The following is a 26,154-nucleotide window of genomic DNA, read 5'->3' on the forward strand; positions in this document are numbered from 1 at the left end:
ATTAAAATCATCAAATCAACGTCTTTTGTGCGAGCCGACACAGTTCCCGATGAGAGCGAGAAGCATGCCATTGTGATGCAGCATGTCTTTTTGCTCGCATGACAAGGCGGCACGAACGGCTATGTCGACGCAGACGCAAGCGGCTAGAATAAAGCGCGACGCGGCACCGAGGCCCACGATGAAACACGACGACACAATGTTGAGCGAAACGGATAACGACGATTCAGCGCCGCCTTTGCGGCGACGCAAGGCCCAGATTCGCGAGAGCAACGAAGCGCACCTTCTGGCGTGCGCGGAGGCCGTGTTTGCGGAGCGCGGCTTCGATGGCGCGAGCACGGCGATGATCGCCGAACGCGCGGGCTTACCGAAAGCCAACGTCCATTACTACTTCCCGACGAAGCTCGCGCTCTATCGTCGCGTGCTCGAAGACCTGTTCGAAGACTGGCATCGCGCGGCAAACACGTTCGAAGGGAGCGACGACCCTGTCGAAGCGATCGGCGGCTATGTGCGCGCGAAAATGGAGTTGTCCCGACGGCGGCCGCTCGGATCGAAGGTATGGGCAAACGAAATCATTCACGGCGCCGAACACATGCAGGACATCCTCACGCAACGCGTGAAGCCGTGGCTCGACACGCGCGTGACCGTCATCGACGACTGGGTTGCGCGCGGCCTCCTCGCGAACGTGGATGCGCAAACGCTGATGTATATGATCTGGGCCACGACGCAGCACTACGCGGATTTCGATGCGCAGATACGCGCGCTCAGCGGCAAGCGGGCACTATCGCAAAAGGCCTTCCATGCAACCACCGAACACGTCGTGCAACTCGTGATTCGCGCGTGCGGAGCGCGGTCTGCATCTTCGAAGAACTAGCAAGCCGTTGGGCCTGCTGTACGCCCCCGCCCGCTCATCCGAATCGTCCACCGGCGCTCGACAATCAGGTTCCGTCGCCTGCCGGGCTACCGGCCTTTTCGACTGCTGATATTCGGTCAACTGCATATCGGGAAACCTCTGCGCAACGGTGGCCGAAGCCCGCGTGGTCGAACTGATCTAATACGCGCGATATTGGGGTAATCGTCTCAAGCCCTTGCCCGCTGCTTCAACCGCCCGCGAGGCGCCGCATTGCGCGCCGGCGGCAGTACCTCGGCGAGCAGTTCGTCGTGTAAGCCGCGCAAGACGTCGACGAACGCCGACGCAAGCCGCTCGCGCGGTCTATGCGGCGGGAACGGCAAATAAGTCTGAAAGCGCGTGGCCGGCACGAACGGACGAATCGCGATATCCGGCCCCGCGTAGTCGCGCGCGACGATCGGATGCGCGAGCGTCACGCAGAGCTGCTGGACGTTGTGGTGGCGTCGTGTCTTTGGTTCGCTCGCCAGATTTCGGGCAAGGCAGGACGGCCGGGTAGCTGCATCGTCGTGCTCGAAAATAAACCATTCGATTCGAACCGGGGGTTCTCTCTTGCGATTCAGTCTACAGCTTCGATGCGTACAGGCACCGCGCTCATTACCGGCATGGCGTTGATCGGATCAAGGCCAACCGTAGTGCTGAGCAACTGGTTCGGATTGGCGCCGGCGTAGGTTTCGGGCTCCTCGTCGGGCATCGGTCCCCAGCCGTGCGGAATGGATACGACGCCTCGGCGCAGTGCCGGGTCCGCTTTGACGATAGCTCGAATGCGGCCGTGCGGCGAAACAATGGCCACGCACTGGCCTTCGGTCAGTCCTTGAGCAGCCAGGTCATCGGGATGCACGAAGGCCGGATTGAACGGCATGCGCCGGCGGATCGCGGGCAGGTGGTGGTACATGGTGTTCTGCACGTCGCGCACGCGCCGCACCGCCAGGCGATGCGTGAACCGCGGCGGCGCCCCCGGTTCGTTCAGTACGCCCGCCAGTTCGCGCTCGACATCGTCGGGCATCACGTCGAATCGCGCGGTATTTGCTGGCTCGCCAGGCTGCACGATCATCGGTTCGATCTCGTAGATTTTCCCTTGTGGGTACAGCTTCAGTTCGTCGAATGAGATCGAACCGTGGCGAACCAGGATCGCAAGCAGCTCGTCGGTGGTCGGAGCTGCGCGCATATCGAGCGGAACGTCGTCGAATATGATGGTCTTGCCCAAGCGCCGCGCCAGATCCCAGAATACGAACCAGTCGTCCACGACTTCGGATTCCTCCGGCGGCGTCGCCACGGCGGCCGAGTATTGTGCGTAAGGCTGAAACATGATGTAGGACTCGTAGTCCCGCGAATGCAGGTCGGCGCGCTCGAACATCAGCTTCGGTGGAATCACATAGTGCGCGAGCCGCGCAGTGTTAGTCATGAATGGCTCGATGCATACCAGCAGTTGCAGTTGGCGCAGCGCATCGGCGATGCGGCGCTGGTCGGGCACGGCATCGACTGGATTGCCGCCGTCGACCAACAGCGCGCGGATCTGGCCGGCGCCAGGCGTAGTGATTTCCTGGGCCAGCGTACCGCTCATCTTCTGGCCGAACAGCATGCCATAGCCGCCGACACGGCTCTTCCAGCCGGATTCCCAGGAACGGCGTGGCGGAATCACTCCGGCGCGGCGCTGGTAGCGTGGGGCGACCACGCCGGGATTCGGTACAGGGTCGCCGGGGCGAGCGAAGCGGCCACAAACAACGTTGAGGCATTCGACCAGATGCTCGGCCAGATTGGAGTGCGGCGCCATGTTGGGCCCGGTTCCCGACGCGGCCGAGCCGCGCTTGCGGCGCAGGCCGCCGGCCTCCCGGACGGGTTCCGCGAAGGCCGCAGCGGCGGCTTCGAGCCCTTCAATGCTTACGCCGGCGCGCTGGGCGACGTATTCGGGCGTGAACGGCTCGACCGCGCGCGCCAGTCGTCGCAGGTCCTTGACGTAGCGCGCGCAGAATTCAGCATCGTGCCAGCCGCGACACAGAATGATGCGCAGCAGGCCAGCCAGGACGGTCGGGTCCTCGCCCGGCAGCACCTGCAGGAAGACATCGGCATGGCGGGCGGTCTCTGTCTCTCGTGGATCGATCACCACCAGCTTCAGGCCGCGCTCCTTCGCTTCGTGGAGTTGCTTGACCGGATTCTGCAATGCAAAGTTGAACGTGGATAGCGACACCAGCGGATTGGTGCCGACAAACAATAGCGCGTCGGCGAGCGCGTACGGATCTTTGCCGGCAGCCCAGCCGCCCAGTCGCTCAAATGCCACCCATTTGGCCGACTGGTCGATGGTCATTGTAGAGAAAAACGAATTCGAACCCAGCGCCGCGAGGAAGGCGGGCAACATATGATTGGCGGCGAGGTTAGAGTAGTTCATGGTGCCGCGAAAGGCTGCGACCGCATCGGCGCCGTGGCCCTCGATCAGTGCCTGGAGTTGCGCCGCGATCTCGGCCAGCATCGCGTCAAGCGGCATCTGCACGAAACTGCCATCGGGCTGCCGTTTGAGCGGGTGCAGGAGCCGCTCGGCGCTGTTATGCGCCTCATGCAGATACGCGCCCTTGATGCAGGCGTAGCCGCGCGTGAGCGGATTGTCGCGGTCGCCGCGCGCAGCAACGACGCGTCCGGCGTCGTCCAGGGTCAAGCGCAGTGAACAGTTGCCGGCGCAGATGCGGCAGGCGGTGACGGCTTCGCGTGGCACGGCGAGCTCCTCCTGTAGTGTGGCCCACGCCTCATAACTACCAACAACTTTCGGCGTAAAGGTCAAAGCCGAGCCGGATATCTGCGAGATGACAGAGCACCCGCATACGACTAGCGTTAGATCGCCGCCTGACTGCGGCCGTCCATTCGCTATCATAAACGACGTTCACATTTTGGCAAATAGCCCGACGACCTGTTGCGAGCGCGGCTGGCCACAAGTCCGGCACGCCGCGCCCCGGCACGGACATCAGGCCTCGCGACGGCCCCACCTTGAAGGTGCAGCCGCAATCGCTCGGTTGCGGATAGCTAATCGCTCAATTCGACCCTTCGTACACGTTCGAGCCTGGGACCCAGCCATTCGACGTCGGTCGAACTGGGCAAAGCTTTGTGGCAAAGCGATTCGTGACATCGGTGCCGGCCACCGTTAATGAGTCGAGAACCATCGGTCGAAGTCGATATCCCTAGCCCTAGCAAGAGACGGGCAACCGCAGTATTTCCGTGCATGCGGCGGTGCGTCATCTATTGGCGACGTGACTCTTTCATCACCTGCGGTTTTTGCGAGCAACCCGGCTGCTGCGCGCCGATCGGCGGAAACAGATTTTCTATGTAGCAGCTGACGAGCACGTAAAGCGTGTCATCAGCGACATGGCTGAACACGTGTGTGGAGCATCCGCCGTCTTGAATTTGATGAGCCACCGAAGGAGGAATGACGCGTTTTGCCGCTGACCTGCAAGGCAAGCCCGATGTTTTCCGACTATCGAACCCGCCGCGCCAGTTAATTAAAGCACGGACGCGTTTACTTTATTGGGGGTATGGCATCATTTAGAGGGAAACTAAGGGGCGTTGGCTTCACCGTGCGTGAGGAGGATCGCTTAACATCTGGCCGGATTAACCGTTGCCGGTTGCTGGCACGCCGCGAAGCCCACGTCATGCGTTCACTATCACGTGAGTCGAGGAGCATCGCTATGAGCACCTGCAACGAACCGCATCATGCCCATCATGACCATCAGCACGGTCCGAACTGCGGACACACTGCGATAAGGCATGGCGATCACATTGACTATCTGCATGATGGTCACCTGCACCATCCCCATGGCGATCACGTGGACGAACACCGGGTGGAGGTGAGCGCAAAAAATCCGGATCAATGTACTTCCAACTGCGGCGGTCATGAGCCGGGACATGTCCACGGGCCGGGATGCGGCCACGATGCGGTACCGCATGGCGATCACGTCGACTACCTGGTCAACGGCCACCTGCACCATCCGCACGGCGATCATTGCGACGACCACGGCCCGGTTGAACTCGCCTGAGTGCCCCGCACCAGGCAGGCGAAGGATCTCAATGCGATTGAGTATGCCTGGTGCCAGGTTACTGCCTGGGTGGACACACCTTATTGCGTCCACTCAGGGAACGGGTCGGTAAATTTGTGCCACGCGACTTCATCACGGGCCAGTTCGTCCTCGCTTAGCAGGCAGGCATCAAAGGACGCACGCAAGGCTGCCTCGTCCATTCCGGTGCCGATCAGGACCAGCTCCTGTTGACGATCCCCGAAACGCTCGTGCCAGCGGCTTCGGATCATCGCCTGTGCTTCGGGCTCCTGCGGCCAGGCGTGCGTGGGCACGGCCGCCCACCAGGTCCCGGCGCGTCCGTGACGCGAGATCGCGCCGGCTTGCGACCATTCGCCGACCGCATGGTTGCGCGAGGCTAGCCAGAAGTACCCCTTCGAGCGCACGACGCCCGGCCATTCGCACTGAATCCAGTCGAAGAAACGCTGCGGATGAAACGGACGGCGCGCGCGGTAGACGAAGCTGGTGATGCCATATTGTTCGCTTTCGGGAATGTGTTCGCCGCGCATCTCCTTGAGCCACCCAGGCGCTTGCGCAGCGGCTTCGAAGTCGAACAGGCCGGTATCGAGAACCTGCCGGATCGGCACCTGGCCAAAGCGGCTTTCGACGATGTTCGCGCGGGCGTTCAGCACCCGCAGCACGCCTTTGACCAACTCCAAATCGCTTGCGCTCACAAGGTCCGTCTTGTTCAGCACGATCACGTCGCAGAACTCGATTTGCTCGGTCAGCAGATCGACCACGGTGCGGCGGTCTTCCCCGCCCATCGTTTCGCCGCGATCCGCCAGGAAGTCGTGGGAACCGTAGTCGCGCACAAAGTTATAGGCGTCGACGACCGTCACCATCGTGTCCAGGCGAGCGATATCCGAGAGGCTGTGACCTTGTTCGTCGCGGAACGTGAAGGTTTCCGCCACCGGCAAGGGCTCGGATATGCCCGTGGATTCGATCAGCAGATAGTCGAAGCGCTTCTCCCGCGCGAGCCGCTGGATCTCGATCAGCAGGTCCTCGCGCAATGTGCAGCAAATGCAACCGTTGCTCATTTCGACGAGCTTTTCGTCGATGTGCGAGAGCTGGCTGCCGCCGTCGCGAATCAGTTGAGCGTCGATGTTGACTTCCGACATATCGTTCACGATTACGGCCACCCGCTTGCCTTCGCGGTTATTCAGGACGTGGTTCAGGAGCGTGGTCTTGCCCGCGCCGAGAAAGCCGGACAGTACGGTGACGGGGAGCTTGTGCATGGAAAAAGTGGAGCCTCAAACGTGGTGAAGAAGATCGCACGAATCGACATGGCCAGCCTGCTGGCCGAGGCGTGTGCGCGGCAAGCAGGCTTGCGATCCTTCGTGTCAGTTCTGCAGGACTTCGCCAACCATACAGTTGTCGAGGCCCGCCTTGAAAAGATCATGTGGCAACTGTTTACCGATGAAAACAATCCGGGTTTCGCGCGTTTCATTCGCGCCCCAGGACTTACCGATATCCGCGCCAAAAATCATGTGTACGCCCTGGAACACTGCGCGGCGGTCGACACCGGCCAGGTTCAGCACGCCCTTGTAGCGCAGCATCGCGGCACCATGGATCGCAACCGTGGCGCTGAAGAACGCCTCGAGCTTGTCCCGATCCAGAGGCGCAGTAGTGCGGTAGACGAAGGACGTCACATCGTCGTCATGCTCGTGCGAAACGTCTTCAAGGAAATCGGGCTCGATGTCGACGATGGCATCCAGACTGAAGCTGCGGATGTCGAGCAGTTGCTTCAGGTCCGTCTCGCCAAAATGTGCTGGCCTGATCGTCGCGCGCGGGTTCATCTGCCGCAACCGGCGCATCAGTTGCTGCGCCTGCTCTTCGTCAACGAGGTCCACCTTGGATACGAGGATACGGTCCGCGAATCCGACCTGCTCCTGCGCCTCGTGATGTTCGTCGAGCTGCTCGCCGCCGTGCCGCGCGTCGACCACCGTCACGATGGCGTCGAGCAGGTATTTCTCCTGCACGACATCGTCAACAAAGAACGTTTGCGCGACGGGCGCCGGATCGGCAAGTCCCGTTGTCTCGATGATGACCCGCTCGAACGCGAGTTCTCCTGACTCCCGTCGCGCGGCGAGCGTCGAAAGAATACGCACCAGGTCGCCACGCACCGTACAACAGATACAGCCGTTGTTCATTTCGACAATCTGCTCGTTACCGTCCTGCACCAGCAATTCGTTGTCGATGCCCGCTTCGCCGAACTCGTTTTCGATGACCGCAACGCGTCCGCCGTGATGCTCGGTCAGGATGCGGTTGAGCAAGGTCGTTTTTCCGGCACCGAGGAAGCCGGTCAGGATGGTTGTCGGGATACGCTGGAAGCCGGTTGCATCTTGCATTGCATTCTCCTGTGAGCGGCACGCGCTCAAGCATGTTCGCCCACCGAGGTGCCTGGGCGCTGAGCAAATGGTTACGTTCGTGATGCCCCAATGCGGTGACAGCCCGCTTCGCTGATGCCACGGTCCGGGACGGCCCGTCTGTCCGGTGGAAACGTTGGACACCACATTTGTTATGTTATAACGTATCTAATCCTATCGGAATTCTATTTTTCGTGACCAGAAACGCCAATGAAAATCGCCGCCACGCTTCACAACTCCGTTCAGCACCGCTTATCCTGGAGTTCAGGACAGCCAAACCGGTTTGTTTGGCGCGCCGCACGAAAGCCCATCGGTAGCCTTTTGGCTGCATTGGTACTGCTTGCCGCGCATCAGGAAAGCGCCATGGCGGCATCAGCGGCGGCTGGCGTAATCAACGCCATCGGTGTGGAAAACGAGTACGCCGACGTCATCGCCCAGATCGGCGGCAAGTACGTTCAGGTGAGCGCGATCGAAACGGATCCCAATACGGATCCACACGCCTTCGAGGTCAACCCGAAGGTGGCAGCACAGATTGCTTCCGCCGATCTGATCGTCAAGAACGGCGTGGGATACGACGCCTGGGCCGACAAGATCATCGCAGCCGCGCCCAATAGCAAACGCAAGGTCATCGACGCCCAACACCTGCTCGGCCTGCCCGACAGCACGCCGAACCCGCACCTCTGGTACGACCCGAAAACCATGCCGGCGGTTGCGAAGGCAGTGGCGGCGGACCTTTCCGCATTGAACCCCGCGCAGGCAACCTACTTTCAAGCCAACGTGAAGAAGTTCGACGCATCACTCAAGCCCTGGCTGGCTGCAATTGCATCGTTCAAGGCGCACTATGCGAAAACGCCTGTCGCGGTGACGGAGCCGGTCGCCAACTACATGCTCGAAGCGGTCGGCACCGATATCGCCACACCCTTCAGCCTGCAGGCGGCGATCATGAACGGCACCGATCCCTCTCCGCAGGACGTGACGAAACAGAACAGCCTGTACACGGACCGCAAGGTCAAGGTGTTCGTCTACAACCAGCAGGTCACGGATGCGCTCACCCAGTCGTTCCTCAATCTGGCCAGGAAAAATGGTATTCCGGTGGTCGGCGTCTACGAGACCATGCCAACCCCCGGCTTTACTTACCAGTCGTGGATGCTGGCGGAAGTCAATGCCCTGGAAAAGGCTGTGACTTCCAAGGTGTCCACCGAAACCTTGCAGGCTGCGCAGTGAGCCGCATGTGCCATGGCAACGAGGTCCTTGCGGTCGACCGGGTGAGCGTCTCTTTCCCGGGGCACAGCGTGCTACATGAGGTGAGTTTCAGTCTGGAAGCGGGAGAGTTCTGCGGCCTTATCGGCTCGAACGGTTCGGGCAAGACCACGCTGCTGCGTACGATCCTCGGCTTCCAGGTAGCGAGTGCAGGTAGCATCAGGATCAATGGTGCGCGCAGCCTGACCTCGGTGGGTTACGTCCCACAGAAGATCGCGCTCGACCCCTACCTCCCGATGCGTGCGCGGGATCTGGTGTCGCTCGGCCTCGAGGGCCACAGGCTCGGCTTGCCGTTACCGTCGAACAAGCGCCGCGAGGCGGTCGACGGGATGCTCAAAGCCGTGGATGCAGAGCCTTTCGCCGACCAGCGCATCGGGGAACTATCCGGAGGCCAGCAGCAGCGGGTACTGATCGCACACGCTCTGGTTCGCCGTCCCCGGCTGCTGTTGCTGGACGAACCTCTGGCCAACCTCGACATGCGCAGCGTCGCCGAAATTGTCGCGCTGTTGCGCCGCCTGAACGTCGAGCACGGCCTTGCGGTCCTGCTTTCGGCGCATGACATGAATCCCTTGTTGCCGGTGATGGACCGGATCGTCTACCTCGCCAATGGCCACGCAGCGAGCGGGGCGACGGACGAAGTGGTGCGTACCGAGGTCCTGAGCAGACTGTACGGCTATCACATCGATGTCGTCCGCGTGCACGGCCGCGTGCTGGTGATTGCCGCCGGCACCGAGGCCGAAATGCTTGCCGCCGTTCGGCGAGACCCCGCCCACATTGCGCAGGTTCCCTGATTCAAGATGGATTCCCTGCTCACCCTGATCTTTGAACCGGGCTTCTTTAGCAGCGAACCGGTGCATACCGCGATGGTAGTCGGCGGCGGCGCCGCAGTCGTGTCCAGCGTAATTGGCGTATTCACCGTCATGAAGGGCCAGTCCTTCGCCGGCCACGCGCTGGCCGACGTGAGCAGCGCGGGCGGTGCTGCGTCGTTCCTGCTCGGCATCAACCCGTTGCTGGGATTTCTCATCATGGCGGTCATGGCAGCGGGCGGCATGGAACTGGTGCGGGTGCGCCGCGCCCGTGAGCGCGACCTTGTGACCGGCGTCGTGCTGGGCGCGGGGCTTGGTCTTGCCGCGCTGTTTCTTTACCTCGACGTGACATCGAAAAGCACGACTGGAGCGGCAATCACCGTCATGTTCGGATCAATGTTCGCCATTCCGGCATCGATCATTCCGTTCGCGCTGGCGGTGGGTACGGGGGCGTTGATTGCCGCGGGCGTGCTTTATCGTCCCTTGCTGCTCAGCTCCGTTGACCCAGAGCTGGCCGCGGTCATGGGCGTGCGGGTACGGACGGTCGGACTCCTGCACCTGCTGGTATTGGCGCTGGCCGTTTCCCTATCAGCTATTACCGTCGGCGCCATCCTGTCGACCGCACTCCTGATAGGTCCGGCGGCGATCGCCTTGAGGGTGGCAAAGCGGCCAGGCTGGGCCACGGGTCTGTCCGCGTTAATCGGCCTGGGCACGACCTGGGGTGGCATCCTGCTCGCGTACGACAGCTACTACTGGACACGCGGGCACGGCTGGCCAGTGAGCTTCTTCGTGGTGACGCTCATCTTCGCCCTGTATGTCATCACAGGTCGCGCCGGACCGGTACGAAAGCCCCCAACGGGCGCGCGGATTGCCCTGAACACCCGTGAACCGGGTGAGGCCTGACCATGTTCTCCAGCTTCATGACCAACACATGGATCGTGGCGAGCATCGTAGCAGCGGTCGCCGGATTCATCGGATTCTTCGTGGTGATTCGAGGCGCCTCGTTCGCCGCGCACGCCTTGCCGCTCGGCACCTTTCCGGGTGCTGCAGCGGCAAGCCTGCTCGGTATCAATCCGCTCTTCGGCCTGATCGTCTTCGCTGGTCTCGGCGTGATCGGAATCAGTTGGCTGGGCCGGCGCGGAAGTCACCAAGTCGCAACCGCCCTGTGCCTCGTCACGCTGCTAGGCCTCGGGGCGCTGTTCCTGAGCATGACGAGCGAGTATTCACAAGCGGTCTATGCCCTTCTCTTCGGCCAAGTATTGGGCGTGAGCAACACCGATCTCGCGCCGGTTGCCGCGATCAGCGGGTTCTCGATTGCGGTTACGGTTGTGCTCTTCCGGCCACTCCTGCTCAGTTCGGTATCGCCCGCTCTGGCGAAGGCGAGAGGCGTATCGAGCCGCGCGATGGAACTTGCGTTCATGAGCATCCTGGCGCTTGCGACGGCAATGGCGCTCCCGGTAGTAGGCGCGCTGCTGGTGTTCAGCCTGATGATTGGGCCCGCGGCTGCGGCCCGCTCGCTGACTGACCGGCCGATTCTTGCGATATGCGTGTCGGTTGGAATTTCGCTCGTCACCGTGTGGACATCGATCGCCCTCTCCTATGTCTCCAACTGGCCAGTCGGTTTCTTCGTTGGCATCCTTGGGGCCGCCTGTTACGGAGTGGGGCAGGTGTGGACCCGGGCACGAGCCTGGTCGCTGGCAGGTGTTTCGCGAACCTAGGTTCATGCAGAATGAGCGCGCCTGATGGCGTCGCGACAACCTCCAGAGTCTGCTCCCTTTATGGCCGTTGATTCCTGTCGACGGACAACCTTGAGTTTCCCCACCTGTCGCGTTAAATTGCGCCTCGCAGATCATGGCAACTGCCTTCAGGGACGTTGTACCTCACACAGTTTGTAATTGATTGGTAAGGATCGCTGATGTCGACGCGGGAGGGGCGGGAAGAAAGTGACGCGCGTGAGCGGTCGGCCGGACGTAACGATGCCTTGCTGCCCGGATGGGTGGCTGCGGCATTGGCAGGGGTGCTGGGCGTTTTGAGCCTGTCGAACAGCGTGCCCATCGATTTGCGCTGGAGCGCGGTGATGGCGAGCGCATGCCTGAACGTGCTTATCGTTGCGCTCTGGCGTCCGTCGGCAGCGCGCGCACCGGCGTATCCGGAGAAGGAATCGATCTGGAAGCGCGGCGTAAGTTTCGTGAAGCAAGTCGTCTCGCGCGACGCCGGAAAGCCGGACCTCGGCAACCTCGTGCGCATCCTTCGCTGGCAGCCCTGGTGCGTCGCCATGTGCGCCGGACTGTCCGTGGCGATCGCCGCAATGGCGTTCCAGCCCTTGGCCCCTGACGTGCTAATCCACGCGATGGTTGCGCCGTCCCTCACGATCGTCAGCGGCGCGGCTGCGCTGACTCTGGCCTTTTTCACGCTCGTTGCCGAACGGTTTTACGCCCACGACGCGCAGCGCTCGCGTGACTCGCTGTCCGCGTCGCTGGCGGGCCTGCTGCGCGTTCTACTCCTGTGCGCACTCGGGGCGGCGTTGTCGGCCGGATGGTTGGTCTACGCGCATATGACGCTCGATCTGGTCGTGCATATTGCCGCAGTCTTCTGTGCGGCCATTGCCGTCGAAATGGCGGTGCGCACGCTTCTTCTACGGATCTTCCCGCCGCGCGCCGGTGAACATGCGACGCATGTGCCATCGAGCCTGCTTGCCGGGCTATTGCATTATCGCCGCTCGCCGCTGTCGTCGATCGGCGCCGAATTGCATGACCGCTATGGCATCGATCTGCGCCAGAACTGGGTGCTGCGCAGTGTCATGCGGCTGTTACCCGCCACGATAGTGACGATGGCCGTCTGTGCGTGGTTGCTGACCTCCGTCGTGGTGCTAGACCCTTCGCAACGCGCGGTATACGAGCGATTCGGCGCGCCGGTGGCCGTGTGGTCGCCCGGGCTGCATATCGGCATGCCCTGGCCGTTCGGCAAGGCCCGACTTGTCGACAACGGCGCGGTGCATCAACTCATCGTCTCGGGTGGCGCAGAGGACAGCAGCGTCGCGGCACCCTCCGTCGACGCCGACGGTCCGACGTCTGAGCAGTTGAACCGTCTCTGGGACGTCCAGCATCCATGGGAGACGAGCCAGGTGATCGCCGGCGCCACCGGCGATCAGCAGAGCTTTCAGATCGTCAACGCCGATGTGCGGCTGGATTACCGCGTGGGCTTGAGCGACGCTGCCGCGCGGGCCGCGCTGTACCGGTCGGTCGATCCGGAAAGCACGGTCCGCTCGATCGCCAATCGCGAGGTGATGCACTACCTCGCCTCGCATACGCTGCAGGCTTTGCTCGAGACAAGCCAGACCGCCATTGCTGAAAAGGTGCGCGGCGCGGTTCAGCGGCAACTCGATCAGCTCGCGAGCGGCATCGAAGTCGTGGCGGTCGTCATCGAGAGCGTGCACCCGCCAGCGGGCGCTGCCTCGGCTTATCACGACGTGCAGGCCGCGCAGATCCGCGCGCAGGCAAGTGTCGCCAGGGCGCATGGCTTCGCGGCGCAATTGCTGGGCAATGCACGGCAACAGGCGCTCAGCGGGGTCGCTCAGGCTTCGGCGCGAGCGGCAGACACGCTTGCGTCGGCGCATGTGCAGCAGATCGATTTTGCCGCCGACACGTTGGCATACCGTCTGGGCGGACCGGCCTTTGCGTTCGAGTACTACCTGGCGCGGTTGCAGCGTGGATTGCAGAACGCGCGCATCACGGTGATCGACGACCGGCTGGTCGCCGACCAGCGCGCGACCCTCGATCTGCGCACTTTCACGGCCGGCGATCTCGCCGGCTTCCGTCGTAGCAACTGATGCGCGCGCCACACGCCGGACTGGCTGTTCTCAAGGTGACTTCATGAGTTTGTTCCATTCGCATACCAATGGCCACGGGCATCACCACCACGATCACGGCAACGGACAGGCGGCTCGCGGCGGTCCATTCTACGTGCGCGTCCTGCTTGCCGCGCTGTGCGTCGTCATCGCGTTTGTCGTGGCGAGCTTCATTTCGGTGCGGGCGGGTGAGGCCTCGGTGATCACGCGCTTCGGGCGACCCGTGCGGGTGCTGCTCGAACCCGGTCTCGCGTGGCGTTTGCCCGCGCCGATCGAGGCGGCGGTGCCGGTCGATCTGCGCCTGCATACGACATCGAGTGGCTTGCAGGACGTGGGTACGCGTGACGGCTTGCGCATCATCGTGCAGGCCTATGTCGCGTGGAAAGTCGCTGCGGATCCGAACGACGTGCGCCGCTTTGTTCGGGCCGTGGGCAACCGGCCCGACGAGGCCGCGCAGCAAATCCGCTCGCTGCTCGGTTCGTCATTACAAACCACGTCGGCCGGCTTCGAGCTGGCGTCGCTCGTCAACACGGATCCCTCACGGGTACGCATCTCCGCGTTCGAGGACGCACTGCGCAGTCAGATCGACGCGCAGCTTTACTCGGCCTACGGCGTGCATGTCGTTCAAGTGGGACTGGAGCGCCTGACGTTACCCGCGGTGACACTCGCGGCGACGGTCAGCCGGATGAGCGCGGAGCGCGAGACGGTTGCTGCGCAGCGTACGGCGGACGGCAATCGCGAGGCCGCGCAGATCCGCTCGGACGCGGATCGCGACGCCCGTCTTGCGGTTGCCGACGCGAACGTCAAGGCTGCGCAGATCGAAGCGCAGTCCCGCCAGGACGCCGCCGCGATCTATGGCAACACCTATGCCGGCAATCCGCGCCTTTATACGATGTTGCGCTCGCTCGACACGCTCGACTCGGTGGTCAGCGCCAATACGAACCTGATCCTGCGCACCGATGCGGCGCCGTTCCAGGCACTGGTGCGGGGGCCCGTCGAGCTGGGGGCAGAGCCGTCGCGGCAGGCGGGCGCGGGCATGGTGTCCGCGTCGGCGCCGAAAAATTCCAGGGCCGCGCGATGACCACGGACACCAGCTTGCCGCCGCTCGGGCCCGGCGCACAGGCGGTTCGGGTCTCGTTCTGGTTCGTGGTAGCCGTCACTGTTCTCGCCGCATGCGCATGGGCCGGTTCAAACATCCGGCGCATTCCGCCCGACAGCCGCGCGGTCGTGCTGCGCTTCGGCGCATTCGTGCGCACCCAGGACGCGGGACTACTGATTGCCTGGCCGCGTCCGTTCGAGTCGACCTTGATGGTGCCTGGCAGTGCGCGCGTGCTCGAACAACGCATTCAGTCGCTCGAACGCGATCCGCGCGCGCGCGACGCGGACGCCCATTTGCCGGAAGTGCCGCCCTTGTCTGACGCGGACGGCGCGACAGGGCCCAGTGGTTTGCCAGCTGCGCCGGCAGCCGGCGCGCTGTTGCCCGATGCGCTCGCCGGCTCGGGTTACCTGCTGACCGGCGACAACGGCGTCTTGCAGTTGCATGCCACGTTGTATTACCGGGTGGTCGATGCCTACGCCTATGTCCTGCAAAAAGACCGGCTCGATGCCGCGCTCGAGCGGATCGTGTCGGCGTCGGCGGTCGCGGTTGTGGCGCAGCGCAACCTCGATGCGATCCTGGTCGCGCGGCCGGAACGGCTGTCGGCAGATCAGCAACTGGCCGTCAAGCGTGAGCGCTTGCGCGGCGATCTCGCGCAGGAAATCGAGCGGCACCTGCGGCAACTCGATGCGCAGCATGCGGGACTCGGCGTCGAAGTTGCGCGAGTCGATGTCGAGGCGGCATTCCCTGCTGCCGCCGTCAGTGCGTTCAATTCGGTCCTGACCTCATTGCAGGTGGCCGAGCGCAGCATGGCCGAAGCACGCACGGCCGCCGAGAAGACCCGGCAGGATGCCCAACAGGACGCGGACCGGATCGTGCAGAACGCACAGGCGAGTGCCGTTGAACGCGTCGCCACCGCACGGGCGAAAACCTTGACCATTCAGCAACTGGAAGCGCCATTGCGCAATAACAGCGATCCGGGCCTTCTCGCGCGCGTCTATCGGGACCGGGTGCAGTTGATCCTCTCGAAAGCGGCCAGCGTGACGACCGTCGACCCGCACAACACATCAAACCTGATCCTGCCGGGGAATGCGAGATGAGCGCGAGGATCGGGCACCCAGGACACACTGACGACCACGCGTCGCACGCGAATCACACCGACGGCTTCACTCAGGGCAGGCCGATCGCCTTGTCGGCAACTGAACAGCGGGCGATGACGCGGCACGTCGCGCTTGCGCTGCTGGCCGGCGGCCTGCTGGCGTTGTCGACAGCGTGGCATGCTTTCGCCCCGGCGGATGAAACGCTGGCGCAGGTACTCGCCGGACTTGCGTCGCTGGTCGTGGCCGGGCCGGTGTTCGCAAGCGCGTGGCATAGCCTCAAGTCGCCCAGTCTGCACGGCGTGACCGACCGCCTGATCGCGCTGGCGATGTTGGCTGCGTGGGCCGTGGGAGATATGGCCACGGCGGCTCTGTTGCCGATCGTCATGACGTTCGGCCACGCGCTTGAAGAGCGCAGCGTACTCGGCTCGCAGGAGGCGATCCGGGCGCTCGGCCGGCTGGCGTCGGGCAAGGTGCGACGCATTCGGGCAGACGGTTCGATCGAACAAGTGCCCTACGACGCGCTGCAGGCCGGCGATCAGATCGAAGTGGTGGCCGGCGCACGGATTCCCGCCGACGGCGTCGTCCAGCATGGCCAGTCGAGCGTCGACAATGGGCCGATTACCGGCGAGTCCGTGCCGCTCGACGTCGCGCAGGGGACAGCCGTTTTCGGCGGTGCAATGAACCTCGACGGTCCGCTACGCATCGACGTCACGCACGCGGGCAAACACTCGACACTCGGCAGGATCATCGAATTGATGCAGCGAGCCGAGCAGGCAAAGCCACCGATTGCGCAGATACTCGAGCGCTACATGGGCGGTTATCTGTGTCTCGTCCTGCTGATCGCGGCAATCGTATGGTTCGCCTCGGCGAATGCCTCGGCGATGCTGGCGGTCATCGTTGCGGCGTGCCCGTGCGCGCTGGTGCTCGCCGCGCCGTCCACGGCTATTGCCGGAATCGCCGCGGGCGCGCGGCACGGCATCCTGTTCAGGAACGCAGCGTTTCTCGACAAGTTTGCGCAGATCGATTCGCTGGTGATCGACAAGACCGGCACGCTGACTTACGGCGAATTGCGCGTCGAGAAGGTGTTGCTGGAACCGGGCGTCGATGCTTCGCAGGTGCTGGAACTGGCGGGGCGCCTTGGCGGAGGCAGTGCGCATCCGGTGAGTCGTGCGCTGGTGCGCTATGCGGCGGATGCCAATCCGGGCGTCGAAGAGGCGCCGCTCGAACAGGCTCGCGAACTGAGAGGCCTCGGCATCGTGGCCGATACTGCTGAAGGCGTCGCCGTGCTTGGCCGCCACGGTTTGCTCGCGGACTACGTGCAGGCCTTGCCGCAACCGCCGCGCGAGATCGAGGGTCCCTGCGTGGGACTCGCCTTGAACGGCCGCTTGCTGGCGTGGTTCGGTTTCGCCGACGCGCTGCGCGCGGAGGCGAAGGACGCCCTCGCCGAATTGCGGGAACTCGGGTTGACGCGGCAGACTCTTCTGACCGGCGATCGCGAACCCATTGCTCGCAAGCTCGCGGCGGAAACGGGTATTGGGATCGTCGTAGCTGAGGCATTGCCGCATGACAAGCTTGACTATGTCGTGCAGGAAATGGCGGCCGGCTATCATCCCCTGATGGTCGGCGACGGCTTGAACGACGTGCTTGCCATCAAGGCGGGGCCTACCAGCATTGCAATGGGCGAGCGCGGCATCGACATTGCGGTGGCCTCGGCCGATGTCGTCCTGCTCGGCGACGATCTGCGACGTATTGTGACCTGCGTGCGGCTTGGGCGGCGCTGCCTGCACACGGCGACCACCAATGTAGCGATCGGCCTGGCGTGGACGGTCGCGGTGATTGTGCTGGCAGCGACGGGCACGTTAAGCGCCGTCTGGATCGCGCTGTTGCATAACCTTGGCACGTTCATTGTAATTGCCAATGCGGGGCGCCTGCTGCGAATGGAAGATCATAGCGATCAGACCGGCCCTGGGTGCTGATGTATCACGATTTCGCCGCTATCCGGATCCGCCCCAGTGAACCTGCATTACGTTCTTTGCGATGTCCACACCCACGATCATATGTGCCATGACAGATCCCTTGGTTCGGGTGACCAGATGAGTATGATCAACCACTTCTCCAACTGACAGAAGTGCCGCATAGCAGTGGATCGCCCACACGGACCGACTGTGTGGGGGGCGTTCATTCCATTCAAATTGGCCGCGCGCGACGTGAAGATCAGTCACGACCCCTCCTACCTCAACTCACAAACGGCAACTTGCTGTCCCGCGCCTGCGCGAGCATCGAAACAGTGATCTTGCGGACTTCGAGCTTGCTCTGCGTCACATGCGCGCGCAGCATAATGCCCGCTTCGGCGAGCTTTCCGCGTTCGATCAGCGTGAGCATCGTGGCGTGCTCGTCGTAGGTTGCGTCGGTGCGATGCGGCTTCAGGAAATCGAGTCGTCGCACGATGCGAATGCGCTCGGTCACTTCGTTATGCACGCGTAGCATTTCGGCGTTGCCCGTCGCTTCCACCAGCCCGCGATGAAAGCCTTCGTCGAGCCGGAACATGCGCGCCGGATCGGTCTCGCGTGCGTCGCGCGGCACGCACCAGATGGCCTTGAGCGCGTCGATCGCGCGATTGTTCGAGCCGCTCGTCACACGCTCTATAGCAGCCAATTCGAGCACGATGCGCAGGTCGTACAGCTGATCGAGCCGCTCGAAGTCGATGTTGCACACTTTCCAGCCGCGCCGGAAGCCGACTTCCAGATAGCCTTCGCGTAGCAGACGGAACAGCGCGTCGCGCATCGGTGTGCGCGACACGCCGTAATGCTGCGCGATGTCAGTCTCCGAGAAGCGATCGCCCGGAAACAGCCGGAAGTCGAAAATGTCCTGCTTGAGTTGCAGATACACCTGCTCGGCAAGCGGGTTCGCGCCATAGACGACTTTCGACGCATCAGGCGCCACGTCGTCGGGTTCGTCGATCGGGTCTTTAGCTTCGGTCAGCCGTTTGGGTTCGATGACCAGTCTCCTGCAAATCGTCCCGGCATTATCCGCGTTTCCCGTGGGCGGCTTGCACGTCGGGCACATCGGGCGCTTCGATCAGGCTCACGTGCGCAGCAACGACGATCCAGCCGCCGAACGGCGCATCGTGCGCGCCAAGCCGCGCCCACGACTGCATCTGACGGCCGACGAGCGGCGTGGCGTCGCTGGTGAACGTGGTGCTGACCGTCGCATAGTCGCGGCCGAACGTCGTCACGACCGTGCGATGCCGTCTGCGCGAAGCCGGCACCGGCACGCACGATTCCCGCCACGCGCGAATCTCCTCGCCGCCGTGCTGGATTTCGGCAATTCCATAGCGTACCGTTTCCGGTGCGTCCCAGAACAACACGTTCATCGTGTCGATGTCGTTATCGACCAGCGCGCGTTCATAGGCTTCGAACACGGCGGTCACTTCGGCGACGATCGCCGGGTCGTTGATGACAGTCGATGTGGTCAAGCGTCGGCCTCCAGCAATTGTTCGAGCGTCGCAGTCCAGCCGACTATGCCGCCTTGCGAACGGATCATCGCCAGCGTTGCTTCCTTGAACGCGGGAATGTAGCTCGCGGTCGCGCCTTCGATCACGAGACAGTCGTAACCGCGATCATTCGCTTCGCGCATCGAGGTCTGCACGCACACTTCAGTCGTCACGCCCGCAAACACGAGATGCGTGACGCCGCGCATCGCAAGCTCTTCGCCGAGCCGCGTCGCGTAGAACGCACCCTTGCCCGGCTTGTCGATCACGAGTTCACCTTCAATCGGCGCGAGCGCGTCGATGATTGCATTACCCGGTTCGCCTCGCACGAGTATGCGTCCCATCGGCCCTTTGTCGCCGATGCGCGCGCGCGGCTGCCCACGCAGACGTTTCGCCGGCGGACAATCGGACAGATCAGGCACGTGCGATTCACGCGTGTGCACGACGTGCCAGCCGTGCGTGCGCGCATGCGCGATCAGCCGCGCGACATCCGGCACGATGTCCGCGAGCAGCGACACGTCGTTGCCGAGCGCCGCGCCGAATCCGCCCGCCTCGATGAAATCGCGTTGCATGTCGATCACGACCAGCGCCGTCTTCGACGGCTCGAACGCGAACGGCGACGGTAACGCCTGGTTGACGGTCGGCATGGCAGTCACCCCTTGTAAGTGCGTTCCGGCGGTGCGAAGCCGCAAGGAGTGCCATCGGTCACGCGCACCTCGGCCTCCCAAGGCAAACGATATTCGCCGCGCACCATGTCATGCATGAACGTATAGGGGCAATCCTGCGCGCCGCCCTTCACCGCAACGTAGCCGCGGTGTCCGAACTGATAGATGTTGTTTTCGACGCCCCAATGGATACGCGCCTCGCGCACGAGATCGGGCCGCATCTCGCAGACGATGACCTCGTCCGGGCGATGACTGCCCTCCACGATCACCGTTCCGTCGAAATCGCAGAACATGCCCTCGCCCATCGAATCGAACGTGCCGTCGCTGCCGCACAGACAGACGCTCGCCGTCTGCGCGAGATTCTGGAACGCGTTCGACTGATTGGTGATGCGCCACGCGGGGCGGATCGGCGCGGTGTATCCCGCCGTGCGCAGAATCACTTCTGCGCCCTTGTAGGCGGCTTCGCGCGCCATCTCCGGAAACATGCCGTCGTGGCAGATGATGAGGCCGAGCTGCACGCCGCGCGGCCCGGTGCAGACCGGCACACCGAGATTGCCCGGCTCCCACGGCTCGACCGGCACCCACGGATGCAGCTTGCGGTAGTAGAGCTGGATCACGCCTTTGTCGTCGATGATCAGTCCGCTGTTGTATGGATTGCCGCCTGGATTGCGCTCCATGATCGAAAAGCAGCCCCAGATGCGGTGCTCGACGCACGCCGCCTTGAACGCGGCCACTTCGGGGCCGTCGAGGCTGCACATGATCGCGTCGTCGGTGCGCATGGAAAGGCCATGCAACGCGTATTCCGGAAACACGACGAGATCCATCGCCGCGTTGTTGCGCCGCGCCTTGCCGACCAGTTCGACCACGCGCTGCGTCTGCGCCGCGAGCTGCGCGGGCGTTTCTACATTGGGATTCTGCAATTGCACGAGGCCGATTACGACGCCCGCGGGCGAGCGGTTCAATCCGCCCAGTCCACTCGAACTCATCTGTCATGCTCCATGAAAGGCGGCGGCGGTGTCCGCCGCTTCGGGTTGCCGATCGTCGCTGTGGCCCGCCATGTGGCGCCCGAGCACCACGCGATCCGCGTTTTCCACGGCGGTTTCGAAAACGAGCCGCCCTTCCGCGATTACTGCGATGCGGTCGGCCAGTTCCAGCAATTCATCGAGGTCTTCGCTCACGAGCAGCACCGCCGCGCCCGCGTCGCGGGCCGCGAGAATGCGCGCGTGTATATCGGCCACCGACGCGAAGTCGAGGCCGAACACCGGATTGGCGACGATCAGCACATCGACCGGCTGGCCGAGTTCGCGAGCCAGTACCGCGCGCTGCACGTTACCGCCCGACAGCGTGCCGATCGCGCGCTCCGGCACCGGCGGCCTCACGTTGAACTCGGCAACGCGCTGTTCGGCGCGTTCGCGTAACGCGCGACGGTTGAGCCGCCAGCCGCCCGCGCGCAACGGCGCGCGATCGAAGTCGCGCAACGCGAGATTTTCCGCGACGCTCAGATTCGCGACACACGCATTACGCAGCGGCTCCTCGGGCAACGCGAAGACTTTCAGGCGCGTCATCGCTTCGCGCGTCGCGCGGTACGCTTCTCCCTTCACGCGCATGTCGCCCGATCGCAGGCTCCGCTGGCCGACCAGCGCCTCGATCAGCTCCTTCTGGCCATTGCCCGACACGCCTGCCAGGCCGAAAATCTCGCCCGCGCGCACCGCGAGCGACGCATCACGCACCGCCACGTGTCCACGATCGTCCACCACCGTCAGCGCCGACAGTTCGAGCGCCACCGGCGCACCGACGACAAGCGGCCGGCGCGCAGGCCGCACGTCGTCGATGCCGGCCGTCGCGCGCGCGTCGAAACCGGCGTCGCTGCCCATCATCCACGATGCGAGGCGGTCGCGGTCGGTGTCGCGCACCGCGCAACTGCCGACTAAGCGGCCCTTGCGCAGGACCGTGACGTCGTCCGCGTAGGCCATCACTTCGCGGAATTTGTGCGTGATCATCAGCACGGTGAGTTCGCTGCGCGTCGCGAGATCGCGCATGAGGCCGAGCACTTCGTCCGCTTCCTGCGGCGTCAGCACCGAGGTCGGTTCGTCGAGAATCAGGAAGCGCTGACGCAGATACAGTTGCTTCAATATTTCGAGCTTCTGCTTTTCGCCGGCCGCGAGACTCGACACCGGCGTGTCGAGTGCGAGCCGGAACGGCATGCCGCGCATGAACGCGCCGAGCGCCTTGCGTTCGGCTTGCCAGTCGATTTTCCACGGCATCCGGCCACGTGCGAGAAGCAGGTTCTCTTCCACCGACAAACCCGCCGCCAGCGTGAAATGCTGGTACACCATGCCGATGCCGAGCGCCTGCGCATCGCGGGGCGAAGCAATGCGCACTTCGCGGCCGTCCGCGGCGATCTGGCCGCTGTCGAGCACGCCATAACCGACGAGACCTTTCACGAGCGTGCTCTTGCCCGCGCCGTTCTCGCCGAGCAGCGCGTGCAGCGTACCTGCGCGCACCTTGAGGGTCACGTCGTCGAGCGCGCGGAAAGCACCGAAGCGCTTGCTCGCGCCGAGCACCTCGATGCCGAGCGCACCGGTGTGCGACGGCAGCGGTTTCATGCTGGCGAGCGTCGACATGATCAGCGTCCGAGCGCCGCGATCAGCGCGCTGGAATCCGACACCGTGCCGAACACGCCGCCCTGCATCAGCACCATGTTCAGCGCCGCGTCGTGATTGCCCTTGTCGGTCGCGCCGCAGCAGTCGGCGAGAACCGTGCATTCGAAGCCGCGGTCGTTCGCTTCGCGCATCGTCGTATGCACGCACACGTCGGTCGTGATGCCGGTCAGCACCAGATTGACGATGCCGCGCGTGCGCAGAATGAGTTCGAGATCGGTGGCGCAGAACGAGCCCTTGCCCGGCTTGTCGATGACGATCTCGCCCGGCAGCGGCGCGAGCTCGTCGATGATGTCCCAGCCCGGTTCGCCGCGCACGAGGATCTTGCCGCACGGACCGTCGTCGCCGATGCCGATGCCGTCCGTGCCCGCGCGGCGGCTGCGCCAGCGCTTGTTGGCAGGAAGATCCGACAGATCGGGCCGGTGTCCTTCGCGAGTATGGATGATGGTGAAACCCTGCTCGCGCATCGTTGCCAGCACGCGGCTGATCGGTTCGATCGGCGCGCGCGTCAGCGACAGGTCGTAGCCCATCTTGTCGACATAGCCGCCGATGCCGCAGAAGTCCGTCTGCATGTCGATGATGATGAGCGCCGTATTGTCGGCGCGCAACGCGCCGTCGTAGGGCCACGGATACGGTCGGGCTTCGATGAAACGGGCCATGTCGGACTCCCGGTGAGACGAAAAGTAGGTGGATCGCTTCGGCGGTTTTCAGCGCGTGAGACTCAGTTCGCCGGGCGCACCCGCGAGCGTGCGATCCGGCCGGCAATTGACGATCATGATTGCGAGCGTGAGCACGTACGGCGCGGCGTTGAACAGGTAGTAGCCGCTCGTCACGCCGACCGCCTGCAGCGCGGGGCCGAGTGCGCCGGCCGCGCCGAACAGCAGCGCCGCCCACAGACAGCGCAGCGGCTGCCAGCGCGCGAAGATCACGAGCGCGACGGCCATCAACCCCTGACCGCTCGACAGGCCTTCATTCCAGCTGCCCGGATAAACGAGCGACAGATACGCGCCGCCGACGCCCGCGAAAAATCCGCCGACCGCCGTCGCTGCGATGCGTACGCGCGTGATCGGATAGCCCATCGCCCGTGCGCTCTCCGCGTTTTCGCCGACGAGCCGCAGCGTCATGCCCCAGCGTGTGGAGCGCAAACCCCATTGCAGAACGAACGCAAGCACGACGCCGATCAGGAAGAGTGGATTCACATGCAGCGCGTTATGCAATTGCGGCGATGCGCTCCACGCGCCGAAGTCGAACGAGCGCAGCATCGCCGCCTGCGGCTCGATGAACGGCTTGCCGAGATAGAACGCGAGGCCCGTGCCGAACAGCATCAACGCGATACCGAACGCGATGTCGGACACGCGCGGCAGCGAGCAGACGAGTCCGTGCAGGCAACCGAGCAGCAGGCCCGCGCACCCGGCAATAAGCACGCCCAGCCAAGGCGAACCGGTCAGGTACGAGCCTGCGTAACCGCTCATCGCGCCCGACACGAGAATGCCTTCGAGCCCGAGATTCACGCGACCGCCCTTCTCGGTCAGGCATTCACCGAGGCTCACGAAAAGATACGGCGTGCTGACGCGAATCGCGCCCGCAAAGAGCGAGAGCAGCAGCACGGCAACGGGCGAGTGCAGATCAGGCATGAGTTTGCTCCAGCGGATGCGGCAGTCCGGATTGCGCGACCGCCTGCAACTTCACGCGCCACGCGGCGAGCCGGCCGCCGAGCGCTTCCCACGCGAGCAGGTTTGCGAACAGCAGCCCTTGCAAGACGAGCGTCGTTGCGTCGGGCAGATCGAGGCGGCGTTGCAGCAGACTGCCGCTCGCCTCGATGCCGCCGATCATCAGCGCGCACGCGATGATCGCGAGCGGATTCTGCCGTGCAGCGAATGCGACGAGGATGCCCGCGTAGCCGTAACCCGCGAGCAGCGACGCGTTCGCGCTGCCCTGCACCGCCGAGACTTCGAACACGCCGGCGAGTCCCGCGGCGGTGCCGCCGAGCACGCATGCGGTCAACGCGAGCGAGTTGACTGGCAGGCCGACGAGGCGCGCGGCGCGCGCGTTGCCGCCCGTCACGCGCATCGCGAAACCCTTGGTGCTGTGACGCACGAAGATCCACGCGCCGACGCACGCGAGCGCGCCCCAGAAGAGTCCCCAATGCACATCGAGTCCCGGCAGCGAGCCGACCGTGAACGCATCGGGCAGCGGCAGCGTCGACGGCTTGTTCAGGCTCGCCGGATCGCGCAACGGCCCCTCGACCAGATGCTTGAACAACGCAATCGCGATATACGACATCAGCAGCGAGCTGATGGTCTCGTTCACGCCGCGCCACTGCCGCAACGCGCCGACCGTGCCGATCCACGCACCGCCGACGATCATGCCCGCCAGCGCCATCGCGGGCGTCGCGACGAACCACGGCGTGCCGTGCGGCAGCAGTTGCGGCGTGACGGCCGCAGCGAGTCCGCCGAGCGCGAGCGCGCCCTCGCCGCCGATCACGATCAGGCCGACCTGCGCAGGCAGCGCCACGCACAGCGCGGTGAGCATCAACGGCGCGGCGCGCAGCAGCGTGCTCTGCCACGCGAACGCCGAGCCGAATGCGCCTTGCGCGATCAGCACGATCGCGTCGCCCGCGGGCTGGCCCTGCACGAGCAGAAAGATCGCGAACAGCAGCAGCGTGCCGGCGACCGCCGCGAGCGTCGGCAGTGCGGGCAGCACGCCGAGCAGCGCGCGGGCAATGCCGGACGACGTCACCGTGGAAGCATGAGCACGCATGGTCTCTCCTTCAATTGCGCGAATTGCGCTGTCAGCACGCTGGATCAGATCTGGCCCACCACACCCGTGACGAGATAATTCATGCTTTCGAGCGTGATGTCGGTCTGAGCGTAGGCCGTGCCGGACGCGATCGCGGTGCCGCCCTTGTTGTCCCTCAGCGGGCCCTTGAAGATGACGAACTGGCCGGCCATCATCTGCGCCTTGACGGCGTCGGCTTTGGTCTTCGCGGCGGCCGTCACCACGGCGCCATAGGGCGACATCTTCACGAAACCTTCCTTGAGGCCGCCGCGCAGAATGTTCGGCTGCGGCGTGCCGGTCTGCGCGTGAGTGACGAGCGTTTTGTACGGCGTCGCCCAGTCCCACTCGGCGCCCGTCAGATAGCCCTTCGGCGCGAGCGCCGCCTGGCTCGCGTGGTAACCACAGCTCATCGCGCCGCGCTTCTCCGCCGTTTCGATCACGACCTTCGGACCGTCGACGTGGCAGGTCAGCACGTCGCAACCCTGATCGACGAGACTGTTGGTCGCTTCGGCTTCCTTGACCGGCATCGACCAGTCGCCCGTGAAAATGACGTGTGTCGTGATGGCCGGATCGACCGACTGCGCGCCGAGCGTGAACGCGTTGATGTTGCGCAGCACTTGCGGAATCGGTTTGGCCGCGACGAAACCGAGCTTTTTGCTCTTGCTCATGTGGCCCGCGACGACGCCGTTCAGGTACTGGCATTCGTCGATGTAGCCGAAGTAGCTCGCGATGTTCGGCGGGTTGCCCTGCTTCCAGAGGCCGCCGCAATGCGCGAAACGCACCTTCGGATACCTGGCCGCCATCTTCAGCACGTGAGGATCGAAGTAGCCGAACGAGGTGGCGAAAACGAGCGTCGCGCCGTCCTGCTCGATCATGGCTTCCATCGACTTCTGCGCGGCCACCGTTTCCGGCACATTCTCTTCTTCGACCACCTTCACGTTCGGCATCTTTTTGATGACCGCGGCGGCCTGGGCCTGCGCCTGGTTGTAGCCATAGTCGCCCTTCGAGCCGACGTAGATCACGCCGACGGTGAGCTTTTCGGCAGCGAACACGCTTTCGAGCGGCAGCAGGCTGCCGAGCGCGAACGCGCCCGCCTGCTTGATGAAGTCGCGACGTTGAGTCATGGT

At 63.9% G+C, this 26,154-nt stretch carries 22 protein-coding genes and 1 pseudogene; 9 read left to right on the forward strand and 14 right to left on the reverse strand.

Features of this window, described 5'->3' with window-relative positions; genetic code table 11:
* Nucleotides 1-178 precede the first annotated feature (178 nt).
* Entirely contained in the window at nt 179-871 is a 693-nt protein-coding gene (locus tag OKW44_RS10430) for a TetR/AcrR family transcriptional regulator (protein ID WP_018424463.1), read from the forward strand.
* 206 nt (nt 872-1,077) lie between these two features.
* Here the strand turns inward: OKW44_RS10430 and OKW44_RS10435 are convergent.
* From OKW44_RS10435 to OKW44_RS10455, 5 genes and pseudogenes are all read right to left on the reverse strand, one after another.
* A pseudogene (locus OKW44_RS10435) lies at nt 1,078-1,323 on the reverse strand (LysR family transcriptional regulator); the annotation flags it as partial.
* A gap of 140 nt (nt 1,324-1,463) precedes the next feature.
* The gene (locus tag OKW44_RS10440) at nt 1,464-3,611 is read right to left on the reverse strand and encodes a molybdopterin-containing oxidoreductase family protein (protein ID WP_018424461.1); all 2,148 of its coding nucleotides are present in this window, start codon (nt 3,609-3,611) and stop codon (nt 1,464-1,466) included.
* A gap of 940 nt (nt 3,612-4,551) precedes the next feature.
* Nucleotides 4,552-4,890, reverse strand: coding sequence for a hypothetical protein (locus OKW44_RS10445; protein WP_018424459.1), 339 nt, complete (start codon nt 4,888-4,890; stop codon nt 4,552-4,554).
* 113 nt (nt 4,891-5,003) lie between these two features.
* Nucleotides 5,004-6,194: a zinc metallochaperone GTPase ZigA gene (gene zigA, locus OKW44_RS10450; protein ID WP_018424458.1), complete on the reverse strand. Its 1,191-nt coding sequence runs from the start codon at nt 6,192-6,194 to the stop codon at nt 5,004-5,006.
* A 105-nt stretch (nt 6,195-6,299) separates the two neighbouring features.
* Nucleotides 6,300-7,307, reverse strand: a complete 1,008-nt coding sequence (locus tag OKW44_RS10455; RefSeq protein WP_018424457.1) for a CobW family GTP-binding protein — start codon at nt 7,305-7,307, stop codon at nt 6,300-6,302.
* A 228-nt stretch (nt 7,308-7,535) separates the two neighbouring features.
* On the opposite strand from OKW44_RS10455, the gene OKW44_RS10460 reads away from it, so the two are divergent.
* The 8 genes from OKW44_RS10460 (at nt 7,536) to OKW44_RS10495 (ending at nt 17,410) form a co-directional block, all read left to right on the forward strand.
* Nucleotides 7,536-8,549, forward strand: coding sequence for a metal ABC transporter solute-binding protein, Zn/Mn family (locus OKW44_RS10460; protein ID WP_204357181.1), 1,014 nt, complete (start codon nt 7,536-7,538; stop codon nt 8,547-8,549).
* A gap of 5 nt (nt 8,550-8,554) precedes the next feature.
* Nucleotides 8,555-9,376: a metal ABC transporter ATP-binding protein gene (locus OKW44_RS10465; RefSeq protein ID WP_018424455.1), complete on the forward strand. Its 822-nt coding sequence runs from the start codon at nt 8,555-8,557 to the stop codon at nt 9,374-9,376.
* A 6-nt stretch (nt 9,377-9,382) separates the two neighbouring features.
* The gene (locus tag OKW44_RS10470) at nt 9,383-10,294 is read left to right on the forward strand and encodes a metal ABC transporter permease (RefSeq protein WP_018424454.1); all 912 of its coding nucleotides are present in this window, start codon (nt 9,383-9,385) and stop codon (nt 10,292-10,294) included.
* Nucleotides 10,295-10,296: 2 nt separating this feature from the next.
* Nucleotides 10,297-11,109: a metal ABC transporter permease gene (locus OKW44_RS10475; RefSeq protein ID WP_018424453.1), complete on the forward strand. Its 813-nt coding sequence runs from the start codon at nt 10,297-10,299 to the stop codon at nt 11,107-11,109.
* A 197-nt stretch (nt 11,110-11,306) separates the two neighbouring features.
* On the forward strand, nt 11,307-13,220 hold the full coding sequence (gene hflK / locus OKW44_RS10480) for a protease modulator HflK (protein WP_063713730.1): 1,914 nt from the start codon (nt 11,307-11,309) through the stop codon (nt 13,218-13,220).
* A 43-nt stretch (nt 13,221-13,263) separates the two neighbouring features.
* A complete protein-coding gene (gene hflC, locus OKW44_RS10485; protein WP_018424451.1) occupies nt 13,264-14,319 on the forward strand; it encodes a protease modulator HflC in 1,056 nt (351 codons plus the stop codon).
* Complete coding sequence (locus tag OKW44_RS10490; protein WP_018424450.1) at nt 14,316-15,434, forward strand: SPFH domain-containing protein; 1,119 nt, start codon at nt 14,316-14,318, stop codon at nt 15,432-15,434. Before hflC ends, OKW44_RS10490 begins: the two co-directional genes overlap by 4 nt.
* Entirely contained in the window at nt 15,431-17,410 is a 1,980-nt protein-coding gene (locus OKW44_RS10495; RefSeq protein WP_018424449.1) for a heavy metal translocating P-type ATPase, read from the forward strand. Before OKW44_RS10490 ends, OKW44_RS10495 begins: the two co-directional genes overlap by 4 nt.
* A gap of 259 nt (nt 17,411-17,669) precedes the next feature.
* On the opposite strand, the gene OKW44_RS10500 is transcribed toward OKW44_RS10495, so the two are convergent.
* Genes OKW44_RS10500 through OKW44_RS10540 form a run of 9 tightly spaced genes read right to left on the reverse strand, consistent with a single transcriptional unit; the run spans nt 17,670 to nt 26,151 of the window.
* On the reverse strand, nt 17,670-18,500 hold the full coding sequence (locus OKW44_RS10500) for a GntR family transcriptional regulator (RefSeq protein WP_018424448.1): 831 nt from the start codon (nt 18,498-18,500) through the stop codon (nt 17,670-17,672).
* Entirely contained in the window at nt 18,460-18,909 is a 450-nt protein-coding gene (gene hpxZ / locus OKW44_RS10505) for an oxalurate catabolism protein HpxZ (protein WP_018424447.1), read from the reverse strand. Before hpxZ ends, OKW44_RS10500 begins: the two co-directional genes overlap by 41 nt.
* A complete protein-coding gene (locus tag OKW44_RS10510) occupies nt 18,906-19,571 on the reverse strand; it encodes a cysteine hydrolase family protein (RefSeq protein ID WP_018424446.1) in 666 nt (221 codons plus the stop codon). The genes hpxZ and OKW44_RS10510 overlap by 4 nt, the downstream gene beginning before the upstream one ends.
* A gap of 5 nt (nt 19,572-19,576) precedes the next feature.
* Complete coding sequence (locus tag OKW44_RS10515; RefSeq protein ID WP_018424445.1) at nt 19,577-20,575, reverse strand: formamidase; 999 nt, start codon at nt 20,573-20,575, stop codon at nt 19,577-19,579.
* 3 nt (nt 20,576-20,578) lie between these two features.
* The gene (locus OKW44_RS10520; protein ID WP_018424444.1) at nt 20,579-22,213 is read right to left on the reverse strand and encodes an ABC transporter ATP-binding protein; all 1,635 of its coding nucleotides are present in this window, start codon (nt 22,211-22,213) and stop codon (nt 20,579-20,581) included.
* Nucleotides 22,214-22,215: 2 nt separating this feature from the next.
* Nucleotides 22,216-22,908, reverse strand: a complete 693-nt coding sequence (gene biuH, locus OKW44_RS10525; RefSeq protein WP_018424443.1) for a biuret amidohydrolase — start codon at nt 22,906-22,908, stop codon at nt 22,216-22,218.
* A 48-nt stretch (nt 22,909-22,956) separates the two neighbouring features.
* The gene (locus OKW44_RS10530; protein ID WP_018424442.1) at nt 22,957-23,883 is read right to left on the reverse strand and encodes an ABC transporter permease; all 927 of its coding nucleotides are present in this window, start codon (nt 23,881-23,883) and stop codon (nt 22,957-22,959) included.
* Nucleotides 23,876-25,009 carry an ABC transporter permease gene (locus OKW44_RS10535; protein WP_018424441.1) on the reverse strand — a complete coding sequence of 378 codons (1,134 nt, stop codon included), beginning with the start codon at nt 25,007-25,009 and terminating at the stop codon, nt 23,876-23,878. Before OKW44_RS10535 ends, OKW44_RS10530 begins: the two co-directional genes overlap by 8 nt.
* A gap of 44 nt (nt 25,010-25,053) precedes the next feature.
* A complete protein-coding gene (locus OKW44_RS10540) occupies nt 25,054-26,151 on the reverse strand; it encodes a BMP family ABC transporter substrate-binding protein (RefSeq protein ID WP_018424440.1) in 1,098 nt (365 codons plus the stop codon).
* Nucleotides 26,152-26,154: the final 3 nt, after the last annotated feature.

The sequence above is a fragment of the Paraburkholderia lebeckiae genome, from assembly GCF_050436325.1.
In the GTDB taxonomy this organism is placed as follows: domain Bacteria; phylum Pseudomonadota; class Gammaproteobacteria; order Burkholderiales; family Burkholderiaceae; genus Paraburkholderia; species Paraburkholderia tuberum.